We start from the raw sequence: 23,999 nt of genomic DNA on the forward strand, positions 1-23,999 counted from the left end.
AGCACGCGACGTCAGCCGGTTCGACGCAGAATCGCTTCGACACCCGCGCCGATTGCGAGCAGACGCCGGTCGCTCATGTGCCGTCCCATCAACATCACGCCGACGGGCGCGCGGCCCGCCTCGTGACATGGAATGGACAAGGCGCATAGATCGAGCATGTTGGCAATCGACGGATTGCGCAGTAGCAGCCGATTTGTCGATGTATAGACACGCTCGTCGGCAAGCTCCGCGATGCGTGGCGCGATAATGGGCACGGTCGGACACACCACGGCATCGAATGGCTGCAATTCGACATCGGCTTGCCTGCACAGCAGCGAGCGGCGAGCTTTGGTGCGGAGATATTCGGCTGTGCTTTGCTGGCTGCCGAAACGGATGCGGGACAGAACCCGCGGGTCATACTGATTCGCCTGGTTGCAAATCATATTCACGTGCCACGCCCACGCTTCGGCCGCTACCAGTCCGCCGTGCAGCGTCAACTCGGCGAGTGCGTTCCAGCTGTCGAATTCCACTTCTCGCAGAATCGCGCCGGCTGCCGCGAGTCGGGAGAGCGTGCGCTCGAATGCGCTGGCCACGTGCGCGTCCATGTCGTCGAGCACCGGTTTCGCCGGCACGGCGAGGCGCAAGCCACGTACCGAAGATGGCGGCGTTGGCGCGTCCGTTTCGCCTGCCATGACCGAATCGATCGAGGCACAGCACGCGACGCTCGGCGCCATCGATCCGACCGAGTCGTAACTGCACGACAAGGGCACCGCGCCGTCCAGTGGAATACGCGACGCGGTGGGCTTGAAACCGGTCACGCCGCACAAGGCCGCGGGAATCCGGCACGAGCCGCCCGTGTCCGAGCCGATCGCGGCTGCCGCCATGCCGTCCGCCACCGACACCGCCGCACCGGACGACGACCCGCCGGGAATGCGCGCTGTCTCGCGACCGAATGGATTGGCCGGCGTCCCGTAGTGCGGATTGATGCCGAGCCCCGAGTACGCAAACTCCGTCATGTTGGTGCGGCCCACGAATACGGCGCCGGCCGCACGCAACCGGCCAATCGCCACGGCATCGCGCGTGGCTGCGTGCTCAGGCAGAACGCGTGCCCCCGCCCGGGTGATCTCGCCTTGTACATCGAAGAGATCCTTGACCGAAATCGGGATGCCGGCGAGCGGGCCCGCGACGCCGTATCGCCGCAACGCATCGCTCGTCATCGCCTGCGTCGCCGCCGCGGGGCTGATGCCATGCGGGAAGACTCTCGCGCCCTCACCCGCATCGGCCTCGATGCTCTCGACACATGAGGCGAGCAGCGCCTGTGCGTCGAGATGGCGATCGGCGAGCTGAATACGCAGGGCGTCGATGGCGGGCAACATGATCAGGCCGGATCGAAGTAGTGAATCTCGAGCAGCACACAGCCCTTTTCCGACTTGAACGGACCGTGGTAGGCGCCAGGCGGCCGCACCGCATAGGTGTAGCCCTTGAACGGCGTGCCGCCCTGGCCGACCTCGTCGTTGCCGACCGTCAGGTCACCTTCCACCAGAAACACTTCTTCCCAGTAGTCGTGCACAAAGGCCTTTTTCGTAAAGAGCCCGGCAGGCAAGCGCAGCAAACGCGTGCGGCTGCCTTTCCTCTTGTCCGTATCCAGCGAGCCGGAAAGAATCAGTTCCTGCGCGCCGGAAGCGGGATCGTAGCCTTCCGGCAATTGCCAGCCCTGCTGCATTTCCAGCGTGTGAAACTCGTCATGAAGTTTGTTGATTGCCATGCTGCTCTCCTGTGTGAGTTGGAATCGGTGCAATGAGAAATCAGGCGGCCTGCAAGGTCGCGAGTTCGGCGCCGAGCGAGTAGCTCGACAACATCTCGTCGACGAGGCCCGTCGCGCGCGGCCAGTCGTACGTGCGAAATGCGTGGCCCTTCGTGACGAACGACGCGCCCGCATAGAACAGTTCGTATTGGTTGTGGCGCGACGCGAACTCGGAGCCGACGGCGTCCCACGCGAGCTTGAAGAACTTGACGCGTTCCTCGGGGCTGCAGACAGGTGACTTCTGGGTCTTTTCTATGATGCGCAGGAGGTCCGGATTCTCGAAGTCGCGAATGCTCGACGGCAGCATGATCATTCCGCCGCCCGCGAGTTCGCGCAGCGTGTTGAGCACCTTCGAATACAGTTGCTGGGTGACGACCTGCGAGCCGTAAAGCATGTTGCGGTCCGGTACGAAGTAGCCGTTTTCCACGTGGCCTTTCGCCTCCATGCCGTAGACCCACGCTTCCACCATCGACGCTTCAGAGGCGAGTTGCCCCAACGTTTCGCGGACCTGCGGGAAGCTGTTGGTCCCGTTGATTTCCGTGATCTTCAGCGCGAGACCGACGAGGAAGCGCAGCTTGACCATCAGGCGTACCTGGCACTGGTAGTTCTGATAGCTGTGGGCGGGCGTCGCGTGGAATTGCTTCGCGCACATCGCCACGTCGCCGGCCACGAAGATGCGCTCCCACGGCACTTTGACATCGTCGAAGTACAGCACCGCGTCGTTTTCGTCGTACCGGCTCGACAAAGGATTGTCGAAAACCGAAGGCGAGTTCTCTTCGTACGATTTGCGCGACATCACCTTCATACCCTTGGCGTTCATGGGTATGGCGAATGACAACGCATACATCTCGTCGCCCGGGCGCAGCGGCTGGATGCAACTGCAGAAGACCTCGTTCGCCATGATGGCGCTGGTGGCGAGCATCTTCGCGCCGCGCACGGTGATGCCTTCCGCGTCCTGATCGACGATACCGACGGCCAGATATTTGTCTTCCTGCTCGTGCGCCGCTTTCGCCTGATTGGCTTGTGGATTGACGATCACATAGGTGAGAAAGAGGTCATTGTCGCGTGCGTACTTGTAGTAATCGCGCAAGGCGCCGGCGCGCGCCGGGTCGTACTGCTCGAACACCTCGATGCCCATGTACATGCCCGAGATGCACGAAGCGACGTGATCCGGTGAACGGCCCATGAAGCCGTAATGGAGTTCCGTCCATGCTTCGAGCGCGGCCCGCCGCTCGACCAGTTCGTCATATGAGGTCGGCAGTTGCCAGATCTTGCTGATGCGACGCCCGGTGTCAGGCGACGCGAAGGTCATCTTTTCGACGTTCTCCGGGCGAGCCTGGAAGTCGTACAGATTGGCGTAGCTACGAATGGAATTGCGGAACGCGGGATGCGCCGTCACATCGCCGACGGCCTGACCGTTGATATAGACCTGCCGTCCATCGCGCAGGGAGGCGATATGTTGAGTGCCGTTCTTGATCATGATGTTCTCCAAAAATTGGGGCAGCTATGCGCTCAAGCGGAAGGCTGGTGAGCACCGTTGAGCGTGTGGTACCGGCCGCCGAAGAAGACGAGCGGTCGACCTTCCGACCGGGTTTGATATTTCTTGACGCGACCGACGAAGATGACGTGATCTCCCCCGTCGTACTGCGCATAGGGTTCGCATTCGAAAGTAGCTAGCGAGTTAGGCAGAAGAACCGCATCAGCGCGCTTTTCCGAAACGCCGGCCATGCCTCCCCATTTGTCGCTGTTCGCCTTGGCGAAGCGGTTCGACAAATCCTGCTGGGCTTCCTCGAGCACGTTCACCGCATAGGTGCCGACCGCGCTCAGGTCGGGCAAGCTCAGATTTCGCCGGTCGACAGAAAACAGAATCAAAGGCGGATCGAGCGAAACGGAGTTGAACGACGCCACGGTGATACCGATAGGCGGCGCATTGTTTCTAGGCGCCGTGATCACGGCCACCCCTGTCGCGAACATCGACAACGCCGTGCGGAACTGGCGTTGCGGGTCCGCGTTGTCCTTGGACGTCACAGTGCTTTCACTCATCTCGGCCTCCTTCCGGCGCACCGCCGACCGGGCGATGTTAGAATTCATCACACAAAGCGTTGTTTATTAGCTTTGTTACTTAGCTTTTATTACATGCTGTTCAATAAAGCTAATCAAGCTATCGTAAACCCCGATGTGAAGTTGGCATGGAAACGACGACCCTACTCGCTGGATGGATGTTGACCAGGAGTCGCTCGACTCCGCGCTACACTCCGTTCGCTGCAACTGCCGGCATTCACCCGATACGAATCGACCGGGCCTTCTGGAATAGAAACAATGCAAACCAAGCAGTCATCTCGTCCGATTTATATGGACTACAGCGCAACGACACCGGTTGATCCGAGAGTCGTTGCAGCCATGCTTCCGTTTCTGAACGAGAGCTTCGGCAACCCCGCCTCCCGCAGCCACAGTTACGGCTGGGAAGCGGACGACGCCGTGGAAACGGCTCGCACACAGGTTGCCGAGCTTCTGGGAGCGGACGCGCGTGAAATCGTCTGGACCTCCGGTGCGACCGAAGGCAACAATCTCGCGATCAAGGGCGCGGCCAATTTCTATAAGGGAAAGGGCCGCCACATCGTGACGGTGAAGACCGAACACAAAGCGGTACTGGACACGTGTCGTGAGTTGGAACGACAGGGTTTCGAAGTGACCTACCTGGACGTCCGGCAGGACGGTCTGCTGGATTTAGGCGCGCTAGAGAATGCGATGCGGCCCGACACGGTTCTCGTCTCGATCATGATGGTCAACAACGAAACGGGCGTCGTGCAGCCCATTGCCGAGATCGGCGCCATGTGCCGTGCCAAAGGCATCGTGTTTCATTGCGATGCCGTGCAGGCTGCGGGCAAGATTGCCATTGATGTGAACGCGCTGAATGTGGACCTTCTCACCGTGACGGCTCATAAGGTGTATGGCCCGAAAGGCGTGGGTGCCCTGTATGTGCGCCGCAAGCCGCGCATCCGGATCGAAGCGCAGATGCACGGCGGCGGCCATGAGCGGGGAATGCGCTCGGGAACGCTGCCCACCCATCAGATCGTCGGCATGGGTGAAGCGTTTCGAATCGCAAAGGAAGAGATGGTGTCCGAGAGCCGCCGCGTCGAGGCCTTGCGTAATCGGCTGCTGGCAGGCTTGAAGGAGATGAAAGAGGTCTACGTCAACGGCGACATGATGCACCGCATTCCGCACAACTTGAATGTCAGCTTCAATTTCGTGGAAGGCGAGTCCTTGATCATGGGCATCAAGGGGGTCGCGGTCTCATCGGGATCGGCCTGCACGTCGGCTTCGCTCGAGCCGTCATATGTCTTGCGAGCGCTCGGCCGCAGCGATGAATTGGCACATAGCTCGATCCGCTTCACGCTGGGACGGTTCACCACGGGGGAAGAAGTCGATCAGGTGATCCTGCAGGTGCAGACCACCGTGGCGAAGTTGCGCGCGCTGAGTCCGCTTTGGGACATGCACCTCGACGGGATCGATCTGAGCACGATTCAATGGGCCGCGCATTGAGCGGGTGGCGCGAAGGGTCTCAGTGCCGATTCGCTCCTTTACGCGGGACAGCGGTGGGCGAATCGCTACCGCTTTTCCTGCCGCGCGATCAGGTGCGAAAGATCGAGCGTGGCGCGATCGCCGTTGGCGACCAGCCGATCCACCACCGAACAAAGCACCTTGAACTCGGTTTTGGTCACGCCTTCGAACAGCACGTCGTTGATGTGCTGCTGCTTCGTGGCAAGCTCTTTCAGCAGCCTGGAACCCGCTGTGGTGACGGTCAGCCGCATCTTGCGTTTGTCTTCGGGATGGGAGCGTTTGTCGATCAAGCCCAGTTTTTTGAGCTTGCCGGTTTCGATGGTAATGAACGCTCCGCTCAAATGCAGGTGGTCCGCCAACTGGTTGACCGTGACGACTTCGTCGTGCGAAAGCTGGGCGATCGCGATAAGCAACGAATACTGAATTCCCGTGAGGCCGATCAGCGTGCCGAACCCATCCCGAACCGACAGTAAGCGCGCCGCGAAAGGCAGCAACCCATTCACCAGATGCCGAAACTCCGCGTCCGAGCCGTCGACCAGACAAGCTGGGTTTGTTACCGTCAGAACAACCTCCTCTTGACTCTTAGCCATAACCTCTCCACTCCGAGTGCCGCGTGCGCTTTTACCTTTGGAAGGTAATTATACTTCAAAGGTGAGCACACCCTGCCCGGAGCGTTCCTCCCGGCTCCTCTCACTTCGATCTGAGGCTGATCTATGAATACTTCCCTCTCGTCTTCGTCTGTTCGGTCACTGCTTGAATGCTACCTTCGTGCCAAGGATCTGAATCAGCCGGAGTTGATCTCCGAATGCTTCTCGTCCGACGCTGAACTGACCTTTTCGATTGCAACCGACGATATCGATTTTCCCCGTCGCGTGCTCGGCGCCCCGGCGATCGCCAAAACGCTGGTGGCCGACTTCGGCGAACGCTTCGACCGATGCCGGACCTACTATGTGTGCGCAGAACCGCAGGTGGACGAAGGTCGAGTCTGCTCTATGCCGTGGCTCGTCGTCATGCGGCAGAGGGAAAACGAGTCGCTGCGGATCGGGAAAGGTGTGTATCGGTGGCGCTTCGGAAACGAAACCGGCCACGCGGATCGGATCGTCCAGCTACACATTCATATCGAACGCATGGACGCCGTCTCCGACCCGCAGGCGGGAAAGTTGAACGCGCTGCAAGCGTCCTTGCTTTATCCGTGGCTTCCGCCGGCAGCACTACGGGATGGGTTGGCAAGCTTCATCGCTACCTCTTCGGACACTGAGTTCGCCCTTCCATTCCAACAACCCGCCGCGGTCGACTGAGTCGCCTTATCTATTCATCGGCGGGTTGAACATGTACGTTGGAGTTCGTACGTGAAACGCGTATGCGCACGAACCATGGGCGGTTCGCGTGGGCGCTGGCTGAAGATTGAAGATGTGTGCCGGCCAGGCGATGGCCGACCGCATAGTGCTCCTGGTCGGCCCTAATGGACGTTACAGCCACTTGGGCACGTCGACACGTGCGTAGTTGTGAAGTTTTTCTATCAAGGCGCTCGCGTCTGCATCCACGGAAATCGAATGCCGATGCGCCGCCGGCAGGAATTTCGTGTCGACCATATGGTCGATAAATCCCAGAAATGCTGCGAAGAACCCGGCAGTGTTCAATAGACCCACCGGTTCGTCGATCTCCGAGAGTTGATTCATCGTCCACACCTCCATCAGTTCTTCAATGGTGCCGATGCCTCCTGGCAGGGCGACGAATGCATCAGCAAGCTCGACCATTCGTTCTTTCCGGCTACGCAAGGTCTGCACGATTTCGTGGTGAGTCAGACCCGAATGCGAGTGCCCGCGCTGATGCAGGCTTTGGGTAATCACACCATGTACGTTGCCGCCTGCAGCCAGAGCAGCATCGGCGACAACGCCCATCAGACCTTTTGTCGTTCCGCCATAGACGACGGTTATTCCCGCTTTTCCCAAAGCCCGACCGAGTGCTCGCGCACCGTCAGCGAATTCTTCGCTAGCGCCGTAGTTTGATCCACAAAACACGGCGATGCTTTTGATTGAACGTGTCGACATATCGCGTGTGAACTCCCTTATGGTGACAGCAAAAGATTGCATTCAGATCGGAGGCAAAGCGAAGCAACGTGCGCTTGCAGCGCTTGATCGGTCTTGCGCGTCGCCTCGGCGACAACTTTCGGTCCCGCGCCTGTTCCTTCGACGGAGAAAAAAGTCAGATCATGCAGCGCGGTGGTGCCCAGAATGAGCTTTAGATAGGGAGTCAGAAAATCCGGCTGCCGCGCATGTTCCCCAGAAAACTTTCTGCCCGAGGACACAGCAACAAAAACCAGACGGTCGCGTAGTGTGCCTATTTTTCCATCCGTGGTCATGTTGAAAGTTCGACGGGCTCGGACCACGTGATCTATCCACGATTTCAACTCGGAAGGAACGCTCAGGTTGTGCATGGGCGTTGCAATGACCGCAACGTCTGAACTCTCCAGCTCCGTCGCTTCGAACTCTGGACGCCTCTAGGCCGCCCACCAGGCGGTGCAACTCTGAAGCACGATACAGGCGACCATTCTACAAACCGCATGGCCGATCAAAAAGGTCCATGAATCGACATATCAACTGAGCCATAATTCCGCAGGCTCGCTCACCGCCGTTTTAGATTGCTTCGAGTGGTCACTCCGGTTCATCATGGCGTAATCCCTTTTCCCTGCTTCCGTAAAGCTGACCAGTCCATATGCCCGTCGCCAAGAGCAGCAGCATCTCGCCGTTGGATCCGACAGCGGCCGCCCCGTTTTATAGACAGATCTACGATCGGTTTCGCGCCGCGATCGCCAGCGGGGTGTTGAAGCCGGGCGATCGAATACCTTCGGCACGTGCGCTGACCAAGGAACTGGGTTTGGCAAGAGGCACTATTGAGGCTGCTTATTCTCTACTAGCGGCAGAGGGATATATCCAGCCGCGTGGTCAGGCTGGAACCATCGTGACGCCCGACCTCAAACCGCGAACGCCCGTTGCCAGTGCGATGCCACGGCCCGATAGCAGCATGGCCGCGCCCAGTTTTCGTCCGGATTCGATCTGGCCGTTCCAGATGGGCTTGCCCGCTCTGGACGCGTTTCCGCGAAAAATCTGGGCACGCCTGGGCGCGCGATGCGTACGTGCCATGCAACCATCGGACATGGTTCACCCGTCTGTATACGGCCTGCCGGAACTGCGTACCGAGATCGCGGCCTATCTTCAGGTTTCGCGCGGCATCAACTGCTCTCCTTCACAGATATTCGTGACGTCGGGATATCGTCATACGATCGAGTTGATTGCTCATGCGCTGCTGAAGGCAGGAGACCGCGTTTGGCTTGAAAATCCTGGCTATCCGCCTACTCGCGAACTGTTGGGAAATATGAATATCACAGCGGTCCCGGTGCCTGTAGACCGGGACGGCATGGTCGTCGCCGACGGACTCAAGCTGGCGCCACGGGCGCGCGCGGCGGTGGTCACGCCTGCACATCAGAGTCCGCTATCCGTGTCTTTATCGTTGCCCCGCCGTCAGGCATTGTTGGACTGGGCCACTCGGAATAACGCATGGATCATCGAGGATGACTACGACGGCGAGTACCGGTATGTCAGCCGTCCTCTACCCGCTTTAAAAAGCCTGGACCGCGATGGACGAGTTCTCTATGCGGGCACGTTCAGCAAGGTACTTCTTCCGAGTATCCGGCTCGCCTATCTTGTCGTGCCGGAAACGCAGGTCGAGCGGTTCGAGCAGATCATTCAGGCTTTTGCGGGCGGTAGTCCGGAACTTACGCAGGCTATCGTCACTGCCTTTATCAAGGAAGGGCACTTCGCACGCCACATCCAGAGGATGCGGAAACTCTATGCCGAGCGTCGGGAGGCAACGGCTGCGGGCCTGGAAAGCGTGCTGGGGAAACACATGCGGATCGATTCGCAACCAGGGGGAATGCACTTGATCTTGCGATTGCAAGGTCGACGCTCGGATCGCCGGCTCGTTGCACGCATGCGGGAAGACCGCCTGTACGCGGAAGCGTTGACGGATTGGACCATCGGCACTGACGGAGCTTCGGCCTTACTTCTCAGCTTCACGAATATCGACACACAGCGCAGCGCCGAAAATCTCGGTAGACGTATTTTGACGCTGATTTAACGGTGGCGGCAACCGTCAAGACAGGCACAATCATGGTCTAGTTGATAAGACGGTTTATGGTTCTTCTACCATAGGCCAAGATGCATCACGATAGAGTCTCTCAATCATCAAACAAAGGGATTCGTCATGAGCCATCGTATCGACTACGCCAAAGCCTCGCCGGAAGGTTACAAGGCCTTCGGAGGCGTGTACGTCACGCTTCAGAAGTCCGGCCTTTCACAAGAACTCGTCGATCTCGTGTATCTACGTGTTTCGCAAATCAATGGCTGCGCATTTTGCATCGATATGCACACCCGCGATCTGCTCAAGCTCGGCGTGACGGTCGACAAGCTCGTACTCGTGCCCGTGTGGCGCGATTCGGGTGAAGTCTTCAGTACCCGCGAACGGGTCGCGCTCGCCTGGGCGGAAACGGTGACGCGTGTGGCCGAAACCCACGTTCCCGACGCCGAGTATGAAGCCGCGGCCGCAGAATTCAGCGACAAGGAACTCGCGGATCTGACCTACGCGATCGGATTGATGAACGCCTTCAATCGATTCGGGATCACGTTCCGTACGCCCCCGGCTGCTGCTTCCAAAGCTTGAGTTCCCCATTAGCGGACGCCTCACGCATGGCAGTGTCTATTCGGTGGCGTTCGCTTCTTCAAGGAGTGGCCGGGGTTAAAGCTTTCCGGCCCACATTTACATCAGTGGATCGAGCCGGATGTGGCTCCCGCTTCGGCGGCAGCCACACCTGGCGATTCAACGAACGGATCTGTCACCCATGTCATGGGCATTACTTAGTATCGCCGGTATTCTTGAGATCGCATTCGCCTTTAGCATGAAGTGGTCTGAAGGTTTCACGCGATTGACACCCGCACTGTTCACGGTCGCCACCGGCCTGTCGAGTGTCTTTCTTCTTTCAATCTCGCTCCGTACGCTGCCAGTGGGGACAGGCTACGCGGTCTGGACCGGCATCGGAGCGGCGGGCACCGCGATACTGGGCATGGTCGTGCTGGGCGACTCCGCTGCGCCGATGAGGGTGCTCTGCATTGTTCTTATTCTCGCAGGCGTTGTCGGACTCAAGTTGGTCTCGGGTAATTGAACGAGCATCCACCGGCCCCTCACACTCAATGAATATTTTTAAGTTGTGACCACAGCCGGTTTTCAAGCCGTAGAATTTCAATCGGCTTCGGCTTCATCAACGTCATCTTCTTGAACACGTCGTCCGGCGGATAGACCGACAGGTCCTGCGCAATGGCAGGCGTGACGAACTTGCGCGCGGGCACATTGGCCGTCGGGTAATACACTTCATTGGTGATTGCCGCGTTCACCTTCGGGTCTTCGATGTAGTTGATCCACTCGAGTGCCGCCTCAGGGTGCGGTGCGTCCTTCGGAATCGCCATCATGTCGAACGCGCGCCATACCGATGGACCTGCAGCCGCCACATTGAACACAGCTTTGCCGCAGCACCGGAAGTCGAGAGACTAGCCGAGCGCCGAGAAACACCTCGGTGGAACTCGTTCAGTCGAGCCCAACCGAGGACATGCCGCCTCAATATCGTTACTTCTCCAAGGCAGCCACCCAACACTCACCGTCCCACGTCACGGCAACGTAATCGGCACCGGCCTTGTCAGCAAATCAACATAAAGACCAAAAAACCGATTGTTATCAAACAGAGTAACGTACGTGATCTTCTGCGGCGAAGCACCCGCCGCCGGCTGATCCGGATACACCTTCACATGCCCCTGATCTTCACCGCTCGCAGTGTCGATATCCAGATACGCACTTTTCGTCTGCGTAGCGTAAGTAGGATCAAGGAAATACGCAATCGTCAAAGTATCAAACAAATCAGTATTACTCGCGAACGCCCCCGCATTGGCAATCCCATACGCCCTCGTCACCGCAGTCTGCTTGCTCGGATTATTGACGATCTGGTCATACACGCTTTGAGTCAGCGGCACCGTATTCGTCACGTCGAGCGGAATCACGGCCTGCGGAATCGACGTCTGCAACACGGTGCGCACAGCAAGCGGATCAAACCACCAGTTGAGTTCGCCCACGGCGTTCGCATTGCCCGGCACGGCCATCGCGCCGCCCATATAGACGATCCGCTTGATCAGCGGCACGATCTCCGGCGCCTTCATGATCGCCGTGGCAAGGTTGGTGGGCGGCCCGACCTCGAGAATGGTGACCTGGTTCGGATAACGTTTGATGGTCTGGATCATGAAATCCGCAGCGCTCTGCGACTGCAGTTTCGTCGACACGGCGAACCCATCCGGCGGCGCAACGAGCTGAGCCTGCGACGTCGGTTCGGGCCGGCTCCACGCGCCAAAATAGCCTTGCGGATTGGCGCCCTGCTGCGCGCGAATACTCGCCACATCGTATTGCAATGGATAGTCGGCGCCGCCGTACACACCCACGACGTTCTGCAGACCCATGCGCTCCACTGCCTTGAGCGCATCCGATTCTTCCTGAAGCAGCCAGTCGTTGCCGGTAACCACGGTGAGGCCGAGCAGATTGACCTTGCCCTGCCCCATCAACTGCGTGGTCATGGCAAAAAGCTGGCCGTCGTCGCCCATCGTGTTGAAGTCTGAATCGATGATGACCTTCGGCGCATTGGCGAGGGGATCAGTGGTCGATATGCCGCCACCGCACGCAGCCAGTCCCAACGACATCATCAGTATGCCTATGCATTGTGATTTCATGTTTCGTCCATTCGAGAGCGTGATTAACAAGGGAACACCATCGTGAGATGGTGCCGATAAATCAACGTCGAGCCACCGAAAGTGGCAATGCGGACCGCCTCATGTCACAACCAGCATCCGTGTCAGGCTGCGCTTTCGACTTCCGCGCGAGTCGGTATCGACGGCTGCGCGCCCGCACGCGTCACGGAAATCGCCGCCGCGCGTTGCGCGAGGCTGATCGCGCCTTCCAGTGGCTGCCGTGAGGCGAGTTGCGCGGCAAAGACACCGATAAAAGTGTCGCCGGCCGCAGTCGTGTCGACCGCTTGCACTTGCGGTGCGGGGAAATGCATGCCCTCGCCGCCTTCCACCAATAGATAAGCGCCCTGCGCACCGAGCGTGACGATCACATTGCGCGCGCCGCCCTGTTGCAACTCCGTGGCGGCGCGCCGCGCGCCGCTTTGCGATTCGACCGGCAAGCCGGCTAGGATGGCGGCCTCGACCTCGTTCGGCACGAGGTAGTCGACCAGCGGCAGCCATTCCGCCGGCAACGGCCCCGTGGCCGGCGCCGGGTTCAACACAGTGATCTTGCCCAACCGACGAGCGAGCGCGAGCGTCGCGTGAACGGAATCCCACGGCGTTTCCAGTTGGCACACCACGACGTCGCAAGCCTTGATCGCCGCTTCATGGCGAGCTACGCTCTCAGGCGTGAGCTCGCCGTTGCTGCCGGCGACCACGACGATCGTGTTCTGCCCGTCGTCGGACACCGTCACCATGGCAACGCCGGTCGGCTGGCTCGGATGCACTTCAACTCCGCTGCAGTCGATCCCTTCCGCTTCCAGATCCTTGACCCGTTGAGCGCCGTTCGCGTCTTTCCCGACACATCCGACCATGGCCACCCGCGCGCCGATGCGCGCGGCCGCGACAGCCTGGTTCCCGCCCTTGCCGCCGGCAACCTGCGAGAACTCATGTCCGCCAATCGTCTCGCCGGGGCGCGGCAAATGCGGCGCGCGAGCGACAAGATCTGTATTGATGCTGCCCACAACCAGCACCCGGCCCTGCTTCGTTTCTTTTGACACCTTCTTTCGCTCCTGTGTCGACCGGAGTTAGCGCGTTAGCGCTTACTCGGGTCCCATGCAAAGCTCCAACCATTCACCGAATGGTCCAATTATGCGGCGCGACGCCGGCTTCGATAAGTATCCAGCACGACAGCCACGACAATCACGGCTCCCGTAATGATGCGCTTGGTCGGCTCGGTCGCGCCGATCTGCGCGAGCCCAGCGGCCAGCACCGAAATGATCAACACGCCGAAGAAGGTGCTCGTCACCGAACCGCGCCCGCCCATCAAACTCGTTCCGCCGATCACCACCGCCGCGATCACCTGCAATTCGATGCCCTGCCCGGCATTCGGGTCCGCGGCCTCGAGCCGCGAGATCTGAAACAGGGAAGCCAGGCCGGCCAGCAGGCCCATCATCGCGAACACGGCGATTTTGTAGGGCCGCGGATTGACGCCCGCGAGCCGCACCGCCTCCTCATTCGTGCCGATGCCGATCAGATAGCGGCCGAAAACCGTGCGCGTCAACACGAACTGCGCGGCGACCATCACCACAATGGCGATGATGAACGCCGGCGAGATGCCGAACGCGACCGGGTTGGAGAGAAAATCGAAGGCGTCGCCGATATAAGCCGTGCGCGAGTTGGTCAGCTGATACGCGAGGCCACGCGCCGCTTCCAGCACGCCGAGCGACACGATGAACGACGGAATGCGCCACGCCACGGTAATCGCGCCGGTCACGCAACCGGTCAGGGTCGCGCCCGCCATGCCGAGCAAGGCCGCGGGCAGCGCCGGCCAATGCCACTGCAAGGCCGCGACGCTCGTGAGCGCGGCGCCGAGCGCCAGCACCGAGCCGACCGACAGATCGATGCCGGCGATGATCAGCACAAAGGTCATGCCGATCGACATCACGACGAGGTCGGGGATCTGGTTCGCGATCGTGCTGAACGTGTCGTAGGTCAGGAAGTGCGAGCTCAGCAGCGAGAACAGCACGATCATCCCGAGGAGTGCGCCGAGCAATCCAAGATAGTTCGAGAATCCGAGTCGTGTGCCGAGCGGCTTCGCGTTTTTGGGTGGTTCGTTCTTCAGCGTAGGCAAGCTGGTTTCTACGGTCATGCTCAATACTCCACTAATTTTCTTTCGTCGGGCGCCTTCGCGTCGGGTTCGATCGGCTCGTGCAGCATGTCATCGCGTTTCGCGTAGCCCGCGAATGCCGCTGCCAGCAGCGCGTCCTGAGTCCACTCGCCGCGCTCGAACAGGCCCGTCATGCGGCCCGCCGACATCACCGCGATCCGGTCGCAAATCGCCATCAATTCGCGCAGATCGCTCGATACCACCACCAGCGCCCGGCCTTCGCGAGCCAGTGCGCCCATCAATGCATAGATGTCGAACTTCGCGCCGACGTCGATGCCGCGCGTCGGTTCGTCGAACAGCAGCACCGTGCAATCGCGCGCGAGCCACCGGCCGATCACTACCTTCTGCTGGTTGCCGCCCGACAATTCCGACACCGGCTGCGACGGCCCGGCGCTGCGGATGCGCATGGCATCGATCTGCCGATGCGCCAGCGCCGCCTCGCGACGGCCATCCACCACGCCCTTGCTCGACACCGAACGCAAGTGGCCCAGCGAGATGTTGGCGGCAATCGGCTGGGTCAGCAGCAGTCCCTCGCCCTTGCGATCTTCGGTGATCAGCGCGATGCCGTGCTCGACTGCGTCCGCCGGCGACGTGATCGTCACGGGCACGGGTGCGCCGCCTTCACGCCCAACCGACACCGTGCCGACGTCCGCGCGGTCCGCGCCGTAAATCAGCCGCATCAGCTCCGTGCGGCCGGCGCCGATCAGCCCGCTGATGCCAAAAATCTCGCCGGCCTTGACCTCGAAGGACACGTCGCGCACCACCGGCTCGCGCGTCATGCCGCTGACCTTGAAGGCCACCTCGCCGATGCGCCGCTCGCCGAGATCGATCCTGTCGCCGATATCGCGCCCCACCATCAGAGTCACGAGACGGTCGGTAGTGAGATTGGCCATCTCGTCGACATGCACGAGCCGGCCGTCGCGCAACACGGCAGCGTGCTTCGCGATAAGCTTCAATTCTTCCAGCCGGTGCGAGATGTACACCAGCGCCACGCCGCGCGCTTTCAACCGCTCGACCTGCTCGAACAGCAGGTCGACTTCGCGCGCGGTCAGCATCGCAGTGGGTTCGTCGAGAATCAGCACGCGGCAGTCGCCGATCAGATTGCGCGCGATCTCGACCATCTGTTGATGCCCGATACCCAGCGTGCCCACCAGCGTGTCGGGATCGATCGCGTCGAGGCCGACTTGCGCCATGGCGTGCCGCGCGTCCTCACGCAGCTTGGCCCGGTCGATCCAGCCGAACATGCCGCGCTGCGGCAAGCGGTTCAGAAACAGGTTCTCCGCCACAGAGAGCGTGGGCAGCAGATTCAGCTCCTGCATGACCATGCGCACGCCGAGCGCCTCGGCGTCCTTGCGGCTGGCCGGCGCGTAGGCCGCGCCGCCGAGGGTCATCGAGCCGGTAGTCGGCGTGACGAGGCCGCCGATGATTTTGGACAAGGTGCTCTTGCCCGCGCCGTTTTCGCCGGTCAACGCCAGCACTTCGCCCGCGCGCAATTCCAGCGAGACATCGGCGAGCACGGGCTCGGCATAGGTCTTGCCGATACCGTGCACGCGCAGCACGGGCGCGGCTTCAGCAAGAGATGAAATGGGAGTGGACATCAGAATGATCAGGCTGGACAGAAAACAGTCGGCGTGGCCCCTGGACGGAGCGGGCCACGCGTTGCACCAAACTTACTTGGTGACCAGATCGACCGGCGTTTCGACGACGCCGGACAATTCAGACTGTTTCTTGTGTTCGGAGATTGCCTTCAGAGCCGTGTCGATGCCGAACACCGCCTGTTTGGCGGCGTATTGATTGGCGGTGGCGAGCACGCGGCCGTCCTTGAGCATCGGCTTGATCGCGTTGATGTCGTCATAGCCGACCACCTGCACCTTGCCGGCCTTACCGGCCGCGCGCACGGCCGACACGGCGCCGATCGCCATGTTGTCGTTGCCGCACAGCAAGGCCTTCACGTCCGGGTTCGCGTTGAGGATCTGGCTCGCCACGGCGTTGCCCTTGTCGATTTCCCACTCGCCCGATTGCAGCGCGACGACCTTCATGCCGCCCGACGCCATGGCCTGCTTGAAGCCGGCAGTGCGTTGCTGCGCGTTGGTCGTGGTCGTCACACCTTCGATAATGCCGACGTTGTCGCCCGACTTCAGGTGCTTAGCCAGGTAGTCGCCGACCTTCTGCGCGCCCTTGGCGTTATCCGGCCCGACGAACGGGATGTTCAGGTCTTTCGACTTGAGGACGTCGTTGTCCAGCTTGTTGTCGATATTGACCACGATGATGCCGGCATCGACCGCCTTCTTCAGGACCGGCACCAGCGCCTTGGAGTCAGCCGGCGCGATCACCAGCGCGTCGACCTTCGAGACGATCATCTGCTCGACGATACGGATCTGGTTCGCCGTGTCCGTCTCGTCCTTGATGCCGTTGGTGACCAGGTCGAATTTCGCCGGATTCTGCTTCTGATAATCCTTGGCGCCCGTTTCCATGGTCAGGAAGAACTCGTTCGCCAGCGACTTCATGACAAGCGCGACTTTCGGTTTATGGGCGGCCTGAGCAAACGCCGCCGGCATCGGCAAAATCGACACGGCGAGGAAGGCTGCGCTGGCTGCAATGGCGCGACGCCGCGCCGGTAGGAAATGGCGAATCATTGATGTCTCCGTATCGCTCGTTCGGTCTACTGAGAGCCGTTGAGTCGTGTGATGGGTAGGAACGCCGCACTTGCCACCACTTGCTCAATCCCTCAGGTCTGGTCGCGTGATGCCGGGCAAGTATGGCCAGCTCCAATCCTATCCTCGCGAACTGCGTTATGCTATGCCAAATTTCAAAACCTATCGTTTCAAAAATGGAACACGTGGACTGGGACGACCTTCGGATTCTGGTGGCGATCGCCCGCGAGGGAACCATGCGATCGGCCGCCGCGGCGTGCGATCTGAGCGCGCCGACCCTGTCGCGCCGCCTTACCGAACTTGAAAGACGGCTGGGCGAACCGCTCATCGACCGCGTGCCGTCGGGTTGTACCGTGACGGCGTTCGGCGCCAAGGTGCTGGCCTGGGCGGAGCAGATGGAAGACCTGGCGCACCAGATCGAACGCGCCGCGGACGTCAACGGCGGCGCACCCGCGCATGGCACGGTGCGGATCAACGCCGTCGAATGGCCGTCGTACATTCTGCTGAAGCTGCTCGGCTCGTTTCAGGACAGGCTGCCGGGGCTCGCGATCGAAGTGCTGACGTCGCGGCGCCCCTATAGCCTTGCGCGGCGCGAGGCGGACATCGCACTGTGGTCCGAGTGCCCGGAAGAGGGTGACCTGTACGTTCGGCGGATCGGCAGGATCCGCTTTGGGCTGTTCGGCTCGCGCGATTACTATCTGCGCCACAAGGCGGCGATCGTGAAGAAGGAGTGGGACAAGCTGTCGTTCGTCGGCTATGACGACCGTCAACCGGACCATCCGGCGACGCAATGGCTGAAGGCGCTACCCGGCGCCCCGGCGCCGTCGCTTCGCAGCAGCTACGGCATGGGCGTGTTCGACGGCGTGCTGGGCGGCTCGGGGCTCGGCATACTCGCCCAGCTAGCCGGTGACACGACGAGCGATCTGGTCTGCGTGGAGAAGCACATCAAGGCGCTCGATCAGGATGTGTGGATGGTGCTGCATCCAGCTCTGCGCGACAGCGAGCGGATCCGGACCGTGGCGAACCTGATTGCCGAGATTTTCCGCTAACGTCGCCTGACGAACGAACGCTAGCGTATCGGCCGGTTGCGGCTAACCTGCGCGAAGCTGAGCGCGATCGCGCCTCGCGCAGAAACGCTGCGCGGCTCGAAATCCGCCGCTTGATGGCCGGATCGGGTCAGCAAGCCGTAGAGTTCCGGGCGGCGGGTGGTCAGCCATTGCTGCCCTGCACTTGCGTCGATCAGGCCTCTGTCCAGATCGGCGGAAATGAGTTCGTCTCGCGCGCTGCTCTCGGCGAGCACGCGGCCACATGGATCGATGATCATCCCTGCCCCGCTTGACTGTTCTGGGCCGTCGACCTCCACGCCTTCGCTGAAGACGACGAACATGCCGTTGTCTCCGGCTCGCGCCGGCAGCAAGCGGCGCAACGATTGCCCCATCGAAGCCGACCGCGTTCGGCGATCGTCGGTACAGTTCACGCCCCCGTCACTCCGATGCGGCGCAATAAGCAACGTCGCGCCCATGAGCGCCGTCATGCGCATGTTCTCAACCAGATAATTGTCGCCGCCGATGAGGATGCCGACGCGAAGGCCCCACGCCGTATCGAAGACGGTGAACCGGTCGCCGCTGCTGATCCGCCGATGTCCGAACGCATGCAGTTTGCGATGGCAATGACGCACGCCGTCCGGCAGGCACACCACGTAGCTGTTGAACAACCGCCCATCGCTGGCACGCTCGATGATCCCGACACCAGCGGCCACGCCGGAACGTTCGACCGCATCGGCAACCGCGCGGATCGACGGCCCGTCGAGCGGTTCTGCAAGCGCATCGAGTTCGGCGCGATGAAGCTTCGCCATGCCTCCGTAGCCGCCGATACAACTCTCCGGAAACACCACCAGCCCGATGTCTTTCTCAGCGGCAAGCGCCAGGCAATCCGCAATGCGCGCGACGTTATGCGGGGCGTCGCCGGGACGTGAAACGAGCGGCATAGCGGCAACGCGAAGCGATGGAACAGTGGAGGAGAACATCTTCACGACCGGAGGAACAGAACGACTCCATTGGACCGCTCCCCCTTCGATAAGTAAAATGAAAAATTCTATGCGTTCAATCACTTAGTGGAATGGAACTTAAACTACTGCGGGCGTTTCTGACAGTCGCCGAACTCCGCCACTTCGGGCACGCCGCCGAAGCGCTCTATGTCAGCCAGCCCGCTCTGAGCAAGCAGATCGTAGCGTTGGAAGCGAGCCTTGGCGCGCGGCTGTTCGAGCGCGGCCGGCACGGCGCGGAACTGACGGTCTTCGGCGAAGCATTTCTTGCCGACGCAGAAGCGCTGGTGCGCGACGCGGACAATATCCTCGCGCGTGCGCGCGAAGCGAGCAGCGGTACGCGCGGTTATCTACGCGTCGGCCTCGGACTCTCGACCTTGACCGAGGCGCCGCAACTGATCGCCCAATTTCGCAAGCTCCATCCGAATGTCAGCGTCACGCTGAACGATCTTTCTTCCGCGGAGCAAACCCGGCGGCTTCTCGCCGGCAAGCTCGACGTCGGTTTCCTGCGCTTGCCGGCCGACGCCGGCTTGTCCACGTTGCCGATACTCGACGAGGCGCTGGCATTGGCGATACCGCAGCACGCGCGCTGGAAACGCGTTCCATCGAATCTGCAGGAATTGAACGAGCCCGGGTTTATCGCGCTGTCACGCGGACGCGGTCCTGGCCTCGCGGCGCAGATCGACCACTGGTGTGGTGAACATGGCTTCGTGCCCAAGGTGATCCAGCAAGCCGACGACATTCAATCGGTACTCGCCGGCGTGGCGGCAGGCGTCGGCGCGGCGTTCCTGCCCTCGCGCGCGCAATACCTGTTACGCGACGCAAGGGTGCTGCCGTTGCGCGATGCCGCCGCCCGCTGGCGAGTCGGACTGGCGTGGCAGACCTCGCGCGACGATCCCGTGGTGGCGAATTTCGTCGCGTTCGTTAAAGCGGCGAAGAAGTCCCTGCGCGCAGGCGCCACTGCGTCGGCCTGACAGGTAACGCGTCGGCGAGCTTGCCCGCTTGGCAAAGCCTTCGCCGTCCATCGCACCGCGGCCGTTTCGAACTACACCACTGCCTTATCCGCCATGGCGCGCACGGCCATTGATGGAAAACCATCATTTTTCAGCGTGAATCCGCGCGTACCTTCCTCTATCGTTGACCCAACGAAAAGCGCGCCTGGCCCTTCGCATTGACGGGAAGCCCGCAAATAGAGAACCGTCATCTGGAGATACCCCCCATGTCCACGACTCCCGGCGTCGGTAGCACAGCCGCACCTCGCGTCACCGACACAGCCTTCGAAGACGGCATCGGCCAGCAGTGGTATCAGCCCGTCATTGCGCGCGCAGCGCTCAAGGAATTGATGAAGCGCAGCGACGCCGAAGGCTGGCGCAACTTCGGACTGTGGCTGGCCTTGCTGATCGCGTCGGGTGTCGTCGCGGCAATGACATGGGGAAGCTGGTGGGCGGTGCCGGCGTTCTTCGTCTACGGCACGATCTATTCGTCGAGCGACGCGCGCTGGCACGAACTCGCGCACGGCACGCCGTTCAAGAGCCGCCGCGCCAACGACTTCTTCTATCACCTGTCGTCGTTCATGACGATTCGCGAAGCCTACTGGTGGCGCTGGAGCCACGCGCGGCACCACACGCACACCTACTTCCAGGCGCGTGACCCCGAGATCCAGGTCGCACGGCCAACCAAAGTCTGGCCGATCGTCATCGACTTTCTCGGCCTGATGGGCTGCACGGTGGAAATCGGCAAGGTCGTACGGCATGCATTCGGCCGTGTCGACGCCGCGACCGACGCGTTTCTCCCTGTCACCGAGAAACCCAAGATGATCTGGTCCTGCCGCATCTACCTCGCGGTGGTGCTGGGCACGGTCGCGCTCGCGATCGCCATGCGCAGTTTTCTGCCGCTCATGTTCGTCTGGACGCCGCGCTTCTACGGCGGCTGGCTGCATCAGTTGCTCGGCCTCACGCAACATGCGGGACTCGCCGTCAACGTGAAGGATCATCGCCTGAACACGCGCACGGTGCATATCAATCCGGTGTTCCGCTTTCTCTACCTCAACATGAATTACCACCTCGAACATCATCTGCTGCCGATGGTGCCGTTCCACGCGTTGCCGCGTCTGCACGAAGCGATCAAGGACCAGTTGCCGGCGGCCTATCCGAGTCTTTTTGCGGCGTATCGCGAGATGCTGCCCGCGCTGTGGAAACAGCGCTCCGATCCTGCGCACGTGATCGAACGGAAGATCCCGGTCGAGGACGCGCCCGCATGACCGGTGCGGCGCATTCCCCGCACAGTCGAACGCTTGAACGCCCCTGAATCCCATCGAACCATGGAGACTTTCGTGACCGTCGAAACCAGCAACATCAAGTGGGTGGTGGCCTGCGCCACCGGCGATATCGATGAAGAAGACGTGATTCGCTTCGATCACGCCGGCGCGAGCTACGCGGTGTACCGGATCGATCAGGGCTTCTTCGCATCCGACGGCTGGTGCACGCACGAACACGCACATCTCGCCGACGGCTTCGTCGTGAATCGCGAGATCGAATGTCCGCTGCATCAGGGGCGTTTCCACATTCCCACCGGCGAGCCGAAAAGCCCGCCTGTGTGCGTGCATCTGCAAACTTATCCGGTGCGTGTGGAGAACGGCGAAGTGCTGCTGGGCGTTCCCGCCAAGGACGAGTCATGACAAGCCATCCCGCGATGGTCATCGTCGGCGCCGGCCAGTACGGCACGCGAGCCACGCATGCACGATGCGAGGCTAGTCGCTGAGCGGCAGATTCTCGCGCAATAGCACGGTGACGGGAATCTGATGCGGCAAGGCAACGCCCGGATCGCGATGATAGTGCCGCAGAACGATTTCGATGGAACGCATGGCTTCGCCGGCCGGATTCTGATCGAGCACGGCGTCGAGCGTGCCTTCTATCAGCAGCCGTCGCGAACTTTCGTTGAGTTCGTGACCGACGAACACCGTCGAGCGCGTGCGCTCGAGCGCCACGAGCGCCGCGCCCACGCCTTCGTTGCCGACGGAAATGTTGTAGATGCCGCGCAAATCGGGATACCGCCGGAAGGCGTCGCGAGTGAGCCGTTCGGTGATCACCGACTGCTCGCGGCTCTCCACGGTCTCTACGATGTCGCAGTTCGGAAAGCGCCGCCGCAGCACGGAACGAAAGCCGCTTTCGCGCTCTTCATGGCCGAGAAAATCATGCATGCCGGTCAGCACGAGCACCTTACCGCCCGCCTCGCCGATGAAGCGCCCGACCAGTTCGCCCGCGACACGTCCCGCGCAGCGGTTGTCCACGCCGACGTAGGCGAGCCGCCCCGTGCCCGGCAGATCGCTGGCGAGCGTCACGACCGGAATGGCGCGGCTGATCTGCCGCAGCGCCGCGGTAATGTCCGGATGCTCATACGCGACGATGACGAGCGCGTCGGCCTTCTGCGTGGCGCGGTGAATGGTGTCGACCACGCGCGCCGGATCGAGGCTGTCGAAGTAAGTGACCGCGCAGATCACGCGCTGCCCCTCGAACGTCTTTTGCGCCACTTCGAAGCCCTGCTTCAACGACACGTAGTAAGGCGACACCGGTTGCTGCAACAGGATCGCGATACGCAGCCAGCGTACCGACACCGAGTCGAGCGCGCGGTCGATCTTCAGCTTGCGCGCCCATTCGAGCACGCTCATTTCCTTCGCGCGCGACACGCCGCCTCGCCCGTTCAGCACTCGGTCGACGGTCGCCTCGCTGACACCGGCGGCCTTCGCGATGTCGGTCATGCTCGTTTTGCGGCGTGTGGAGCTAGGCATTCGCGTCGGGCTGACAGAAAGAGGAAGCGACGATGACCGGATCATCGCATCCCGGCTGTGGCGCATCAAGCCAGGCCGCCGGTTGCGTAAACATCGATCGGGGACGTCAACGAGCTGCCTTGTCATTGCGCGTCGAAAGGCGCGCTCGCGAGGCTGGCGAGCAGCGACACCTCTCCGAACATACGTATGTCGCACACAAAAGAGTAAATTTCACGGATGATGAGACCCGCCGCAAGCGGCTCCGCCACGTCGACGAACCGCTCACCGCGGACACCGAAACCGACTTCCCGGTCGTGGACCTCGAGGTCGCATAACCAGTACGGGCAGTTCAGGCTCGCCCGCTTTCAGGAGATACGCCATGTCCCGCACCGTCGCCGAGAAGCGCGCCGCGTTCAAAGCGCTGCACACGTCCGGTTGCTTCGTCCTGCCCAATCCGTGGGATGCCGGCAGCGCGCGCTATCTGCATACGCTCGGCTTCCAGGCGCTCGCCACGACCAGCTCCGGCTTTGCCTGGTCCACCGGACACGCCGACAACACATTGCCGCGCGAGGCGATCCTCGCGCATCTGCGTAAGATCGTCGAAGCGACCGACCTGCCCGTCAACGCGGACTTCGAGAACGGCTTCGGCAGCACGCCGAACGAGGTCGCGGAAAGCGTCAGGCTCGCCGTCGAAACCGGCGTGGCCGGCCTGTCGATCGAAGACTCCACGGGCGACGCCGTCGCGCCGCTCTTTCCTATCGAGGTCGCCGTCGAACGGATCAGCGCTGCGCGCCGCGCCATCGACGAAAGCGGCGGCGATACGCTGCTGGTCGGCCGGGCGGAGAACTTCTTCGCCGGCTCGCCCGATCTCGACGACGTGATCGCGCGCCTCAAGGCCTATGCCGCGGCCGGCGCCGATTGCCTGTACGCGCCGGGCATCCAGACGCGCGAGCAGATCGAGGCCGTGGTCGCCGCCGTGGCGCCGAAGCCCGTCAATCTGCTGATCGGTTCGACGTCGGCGTTCACGCTGCAGGACGTGGCCGCGCTCGGCGTGCGGCGCATCAGTGTCGGAGGGGCGTTGGCTCGCGCCGCGTGGGGTGGCTTCATGCAGGCGGCACAGTCGCTTGCGCAGGGCCGCTTCGACGGCTTTGCCGGCGCGGCGCCGGGCTCGCAACTCAATGAGCTGTTCCAGAACCATGCTTGAAG

The 23,999-nt window shown here is 61.5% G+C and carries 23 protein-coding genes and 2 pseudogenes; 10 read left to right on the forward strand and 15 right to left on the reverse strand.

Translation table 11 applies throughout. The features are described from left to right. Positions 1 to 11 precede the first annotated feature (11 nt). Genes P0D96_RS15580 through P0D96_RS15595 form a run of 4 tightly spaced genes read right to left on the reverse strand, consistent with a single transcriptional unit; the run spans position 12 to position 3,826 of the window. Positions 12 to 1,355, reverse strand: a complete 1,344-nt coding sequence (locus P0D96_RS15580; RefSeq protein WP_408314178.1) for an amidase — start codon at positions 1,353 to 1,355, stop codon at positions 12 to 14. Between the two features lie 2 nt (positions 1,356 to 1,357). Continuing rightward, positions 1,358 to 1,744, reverse strand: a complete 387-nt coding sequence (locus P0D96_RS15585) for a cupin domain-containing protein (RefSeq protein ID WP_408314180.1) — start codon at positions 1,742 to 1,744, stop codon at positions 1,358 to 1,360. A gap of 40 nt (positions 1,745 to 1,784) precedes the next feature. Then, positions 1,785 to 3,263 carry a 4-hydroxyphenylacetate 3-hydroxylase family protein gene (locus tag P0D96_RS15590; RefSeq protein WP_408180285.1) on the reverse strand — a complete coding sequence of 493 codons (1,479 nt, stop codon included), beginning with the start codon at positions 3,261 to 3,263 and terminating at the stop codon, positions 1,785 to 1,787. Between the two features lie 32 nt (positions 3,264 to 3,295). Continuing rightward, entirely contained in the window at positions 3,296 to 3,826 is a 531-nt protein-coding gene (locus P0D96_RS15595; protein ID WP_408180309.1) for a flavin reductase family protein, read from the reverse strand. Positions 3,827 to 4,102: 276 nt separating this feature from the next. Here P0D96_RS15595 and P0D96_RS15600 point away from each other — a divergent pair, with 276 nt between their 5' ends. Next, the gene (locus P0D96_RS15600; RefSeq protein WP_408180284.1) at positions 4,103 to 5,326 is read left to right on the forward strand and encodes an IscS subfamily cysteine desulfurase; all 1,224 of its coding nucleotides are present in this window, start codon (positions 4,103 to 4,105) and stop codon (positions 5,324 to 5,326) included. A 65-nt stretch (positions 5,327 to 5,391) separates the two neighbouring features. Here the strand turns inward: P0D96_RS15600 and P0D96_RS15605 are convergent, their stop codons facing one another. Beyond that, the gene (locus P0D96_RS15605; RefSeq protein ID WP_408180283.1) at positions 5,392 to 5,934 is read right to left on the reverse strand and encodes a MarR family winged helix-turn-helix transcriptional regulator; all 543 of its coding nucleotides are present in this window, start codon (positions 5,932 to 5,934) and stop codon (positions 5,392 to 5,394) included. Positions 5,935 to 6,057: 123 nt separating this feature from the next. Here P0D96_RS15605 and P0D96_RS15610 point away from each other — a divergent pair, with 123 nt between their 5' ends. Then, positions 6,058 to 6,642, forward strand: coding sequence for a hypothetical protein (locus tag P0D96_RS15610; RefSeq protein ID WP_408314183.1), 585 nt, complete (start codon positions 6,058 to 6,060; stop codon positions 6,640 to 6,642). A gap of 171 nt (positions 6,643 to 6,813) precedes the next feature. Here P0D96_RS15610 and P0D96_RS15615 read toward each other — a convergent pair whose 3' ends face one another. Both P0D96_RS15615 and P0D96_RS15620 read right to left on the reverse strand, forming a co-directional pair. After that, positions 6,814 to 7,395, reverse strand: a complete 582-nt coding sequence (locus P0D96_RS15615; protein ID WP_408180281.1) for an LOG family protein — start codon at positions 7,393 to 7,395, stop codon at positions 6,814 to 6,816. A gap of 17 nt (positions 7,396 to 7,412) precedes the next feature. Next, positions 7,413 to 7,820, reverse strand: a pseudogene (locus P0D96_RS15620) (FMN-dependent NADH-azoreductase); the annotation flags it as partial. A 239-nt stretch (positions 7,821 to 8,059) separates the two neighbouring features. Between P0D96_RS15620 and pdxR the strand changes: the two are divergent. The 3 genes from pdxR (at position 8,060) to P0D96_RS15635 (ending at position 10,562) form a co-directional block, all read left to right on the forward strand. Continuing rightward, positions 8,060 to 9,481 (forward strand): MocR-like pyridoxine biosynthesis transcription factor PdxR, encoded by a 1,422-nt coding sequence (pdxR, locus tag P0D96_RS15625; protein WP_408180280.1) that lies wholly within the window; start codon positions 8,060 to 8,062, stop codon positions 9,479 to 9,481. Between the two features lie 126 nt (positions 9,482 to 9,607). Next, positions 9,608 to 10,063, forward strand: coding sequence for a carboxymuconolactone decarboxylase family protein (locus P0D96_RS15630; RefSeq protein ID WP_132378624.1), 456 nt, complete (start codon positions 9,608 to 9,610; stop codon positions 10,061 to 10,063). Between the two features lie 178 nt (positions 10,064 to 10,241). Next, complete coding sequence (locus P0D96_RS15635; RefSeq protein WP_408314185.1) at positions 10,242 to 10,562, forward strand: DMT family transporter; 321 nt, start codon at positions 10,242 to 10,244, stop codon at positions 10,560 to 10,562. Positions 10,563 to 10,587: 25 nt separating this feature from the next. Here P0D96_RS15635 and P0D96_RS15640 read toward each other — a convergent pair. From P0D96_RS15640 to P0D96_RS15665, 6 genes and pseudogenes are all read right to left on the reverse strand, one after another. Continuing rightward, positions 10,588 to 10,872: pseudogene (locus P0D96_RS15640) on the reverse strand (polyamine ABC transporter substrate-binding protein); the annotation flags it as partial. A 189-nt stretch (positions 10,873 to 11,061) separates the two neighbouring features. Beyond that, the gene (locus P0D96_RS15645) at positions 11,062 to 12,165 is read right to left on the reverse strand and encodes a nucleoside hydrolase (RefSeq protein ID WP_408283703.1); all 1,104 of its coding nucleotides are present in this window, start codon (positions 12,163 to 12,165) and stop codon (positions 11,062 to 11,064) included. A 122-nt stretch (positions 12,166 to 12,287) separates the two neighbouring features. Next, a complete protein-coding gene (gene rbsK, locus P0D96_RS15650) occupies positions 12,288 to 13,220 on the reverse strand; it encodes a ribokinase (protein ID WP_408283706.1) in 933 nt (310 codons plus the stop codon). An 89-nt stretch (positions 13,221 to 13,309) separates the two neighbouring features. Beyond that, positions 13,310 to 14,311 (reverse strand): ABC transporter permease, encoded by a 1,002-nt coding sequence (locus tag P0D96_RS15655; RefSeq protein WP_408283709.1) that lies wholly within the window; start codon positions 14,309 to 14,311, stop codon positions 13,310 to 13,312. A gap of 2 nt (positions 14,312 to 14,313) precedes the next feature. Next, a complete protein-coding gene (locus P0D96_RS15660) occupies positions 14,314 to 15,927 on the reverse strand; it encodes a sugar ABC transporter ATP-binding protein (RefSeq protein ID WP_408314187.1) in 1,614 nt (537 codons plus the stop codon). 72 nt (positions 15,928 to 15,999) lie between these two features. Next, on the reverse strand, positions 16,000 to 16,965 hold the full coding sequence (locus tag P0D96_RS15665) for a sugar ABC transporter substrate-binding protein (protein WP_132378634.1): 966 nt from the start codon (positions 16,963 to 16,965) through the stop codon (positions 16,000 to 16,002). A 194-nt stretch (positions 16,966 to 17,159) separates the two neighbouring features. On the opposite strand from P0D96_RS15665, the gene P0D96_RS15670 reads away from it, so the two are divergent. After that, complete coding sequence (locus tag P0D96_RS15670; protein WP_106278522.1) at positions 17,160 to 18,032, forward strand: LysR family transcriptional regulator; 873 nt, start codon at positions 17,160 to 17,162, stop codon at positions 18,030 to 18,032. 20 nt (positions 18,033 to 18,052) lie between these two features. On the opposite strand, the gene P0D96_RS15675 is transcribed toward P0D96_RS15670, so the two are convergent. Then, positions 18,053 to 18,970 carry a nitrilase-related carbon-nitrogen hydrolase gene (locus P0D96_RS15675; protein ID WP_408314189.1) on the reverse strand — a complete coding sequence of 306 codons (918 nt, stop codon included), beginning with the start codon at positions 18,968 to 18,970 and terminating at the stop codon, positions 18,053 to 18,055. Positions 18,971 to 19,101: 131 nt separating this feature from the next. On the opposite strand from P0D96_RS15675, the gene P0D96_RS15680 reads away from it, so the two are divergent. The 3 genes from P0D96_RS15680 to P0D96_RS15690 all read left to right on the forward strand — a co-directional run bounded on the left by P0D96_RS15680 (position 19,102) and on the right by P0D96_RS15690 (position 21,704). Beyond that, the gene (locus P0D96_RS15680; protein WP_408180266.1) at positions 19,102 to 20,001 is read left to right on the forward strand and encodes a LysR family transcriptional regulator; all 900 of its coding nucleotides are present in this window, start codon (positions 19,102 to 19,104) and stop codon (positions 19,999 to 20,001) included. Between the two features lie 245 nt (positions 20,002 to 20,246). After that, positions 20,247 to 21,287: a fatty acid desaturase gene (locus P0D96_RS15685; RefSeq protein WP_408314191.1), complete on the forward strand. Its 1,041-nt coding sequence runs from the start codon at positions 20,247 to 20,249 to the stop codon at positions 21,285 to 21,287. A 72-nt stretch (positions 21,288 to 21,359) separates the two neighbouring features. Continuing rightward, on the forward strand, positions 21,360 to 21,704 hold the full coding sequence (locus P0D96_RS15690; RefSeq protein ID WP_408314193.1) for a non-heme iron oxygenase ferredoxin subunit: 345 nt from the start codon (positions 21,360 to 21,362) through the stop codon (positions 21,702 to 21,704). 72 nt (positions 21,705 to 21,776) lie between these two features. Here P0D96_RS15690 and P0D96_RS15695 read toward each other — a convergent pair whose 3' ends face one another. Then, positions 21,777 to 22,784 carry a LacI family DNA-binding transcriptional regulator gene (locus tag P0D96_RS15695; protein ID WP_408283723.1) on the reverse strand — a complete coding sequence of 336 codons (1,008 nt, stop codon included), beginning with the start codon at positions 22,782 to 22,784 and terminating at the stop codon, positions 21,777 to 21,779. 388 nt (positions 22,785 to 23,172) lie between these two features. Between P0D96_RS15695 and P0D96_RS15700 the strand changes: the two genes are divergently transcribed. Beyond that, the gene (locus P0D96_RS15700; RefSeq protein WP_408180262.1) at positions 23,173 to 23,997 is read left to right on the forward strand and encodes an isocitrate lyase/PEP mutase family protein; all 825 of its coding nucleotides are present in this window, start codon (positions 23,173 to 23,175) and stop codon (positions 23,995 to 23,997) included. The last annotated feature ends 2 nt before the right edge of the window (positions 23,998 to 23,999 follow it).

The sequence above is a fragment of the Paraburkholderia sp. RL17-347-BIC-D genome, assembly GCF_046027915.1.
Taxonomy (GTDB): Bacteria; Pseudomonadota; Gammaproteobacteria; order Burkholderiales; family Burkholderiaceae; genus Paraburkholderia.

Excerpts from the sequence above, each read along its gene's own strand:
- P0D96_RS15580 (WP_408314178.1), bottom strand. The coding sequence starts at position 1,355 with ATGTTGCCCGCCATCGACGCCCTGCGTATTCAGCTCGCCGATCGCCAT.
- P0D96_RS15585 (WP_408314180.1), bottom strand. The coding sequence starts at position 1,744 with ATGGCAATCAACAAACTTCATGACGAGTTTCACACGCTGGAAATGCAG.
- P0D96_RS15590 (WP_408180285.1), bottom strand. The coding sequence starts at position 3,263 with ATGATCAAGAACGGCACTCAACATATCGCCTCCCTGCGCGATGGACGG.
- P0D96_RS15595 (WP_408180309.1), bottom strand. The coding sequence starts at position 3,826 with ATGAGTGAAAGCACTGTGACGTCCAAGGACAACGCGGACCCGCAACGC.
- P0D96_RS15600 (WP_408180284.1), top strand. The coding sequence starts at position 4,103 with ATGCAAACCAAGCAGTCATCTCGTCCGATTTATATGGACTACAGCGCA.
- P0D96_RS15605 (WP_408180283.1), bottom strand. The coding sequence starts at position 5,934 with ATGGCTAAGAGTCAAGAGGAGGTTGTTCTGACGGTAACAAACCCAGCT.
- P0D96_RS15610 (WP_408314183.1), top strand. The coding sequence starts at position 6,058 with ATGAATACTTCCCTCTCGTCTTCGTCTGTTCGGTCACTGCTTGAATGC.
- P0D96_RS15615 (WP_408180281.1), bottom strand. The coding sequence starts at position 7,395 with ATGTCGACACGTTCAATCAAAAGCATCGCCGTGTTTTGTGGATCAAAC.
- pdxR (WP_408180280.1), top strand. The coding sequence starts at position 8,060 with ATGCCCGTCGCCAAGAGCAGCAGCATCTCGCCGTTGGATCCGACAGCG.
- P0D96_RS15630 (WP_132378624.1), top strand. The coding sequence starts at position 9,608 with ATGAGCCATCGTATCGACTACGCCAAAGCCTCGCCGGAAGGTTACAAG.
- P0D96_RS15635 (WP_408314185.1), top strand. The coding sequence starts at position 10,242 with ATGTCATGGGCATTACTTAGTATCGCCGGTATTCTTGAGATCGCATTC.
- P0D96_RS15645 (WP_408283703.1), bottom strand. The coding sequence starts at position 12,165 with ATGAAATCACAATGCATAGGCATACTGATGATGTCGTTGGGACTGGCT.
- P0D96_RS15655 (WP_408283709.1), bottom strand. The coding sequence starts at position 14,311 with ATGACCGTAGAAACCAGCTTGCCTACGCTGAAGAACGAACCACCCAAA.
- P0D96_RS15660 (WP_408314187.1), bottom strand. The coding sequence starts at position 15,927 with ATGTCCACTCCCATTTCATCTCTTGCTGAAGCCGCGCCCGTGCTGCGC.
- P0D96_RS15665 (WP_132378634.1), bottom strand. The coding sequence starts at position 16,965 with ATGATTCGCCATTTCCTACCGGCGCGGCGTCGCGCCATTGCAGCCAGC.
- P0D96_RS15670 (WP_106278522.1), top strand. The coding sequence starts at position 17,160 with ATGGAACACGTGGACTGGGACGACCTTCGGATTCTGGTGGCGATCGCC.
- P0D96_RS15675 (WP_408314189.1), bottom strand. The coding sequence starts at position 18,970 with ATGCCGCTCGTTTCACGTCCCGGCGACGCCCCGCATAACGTCGCGCGC.
- P0D96_RS15680 (WP_408180266.1), top strand. The coding sequence starts at position 19,102 with ATGGAACTTAAACTACTGCGGGCGTTTCTGACAGTCGCCGAACTCCGC.
- P0D96_RS15685 (WP_408314191.1), top strand. The coding sequence starts at position 20,247 with ATGTCCACGACTCCCGGCGTCGGTAGCACAGCCGCACCTCGCGTCACC.
- P0D96_RS15695 (WP_408283723.1), bottom strand. The coding sequence starts at position 22,784 with ATGACCGACATCGCGAAGGCCGCCGGTGTCAGCGAGGCGACCGTCGAC.
- P0D96_RS15700 (WP_408180262.1), top strand. The coding sequence starts at position 23,173 with ATGTCCCGCACCGTCGCCGAGAAGCGCGCCGCGTTCAAAGCGCTGCAC.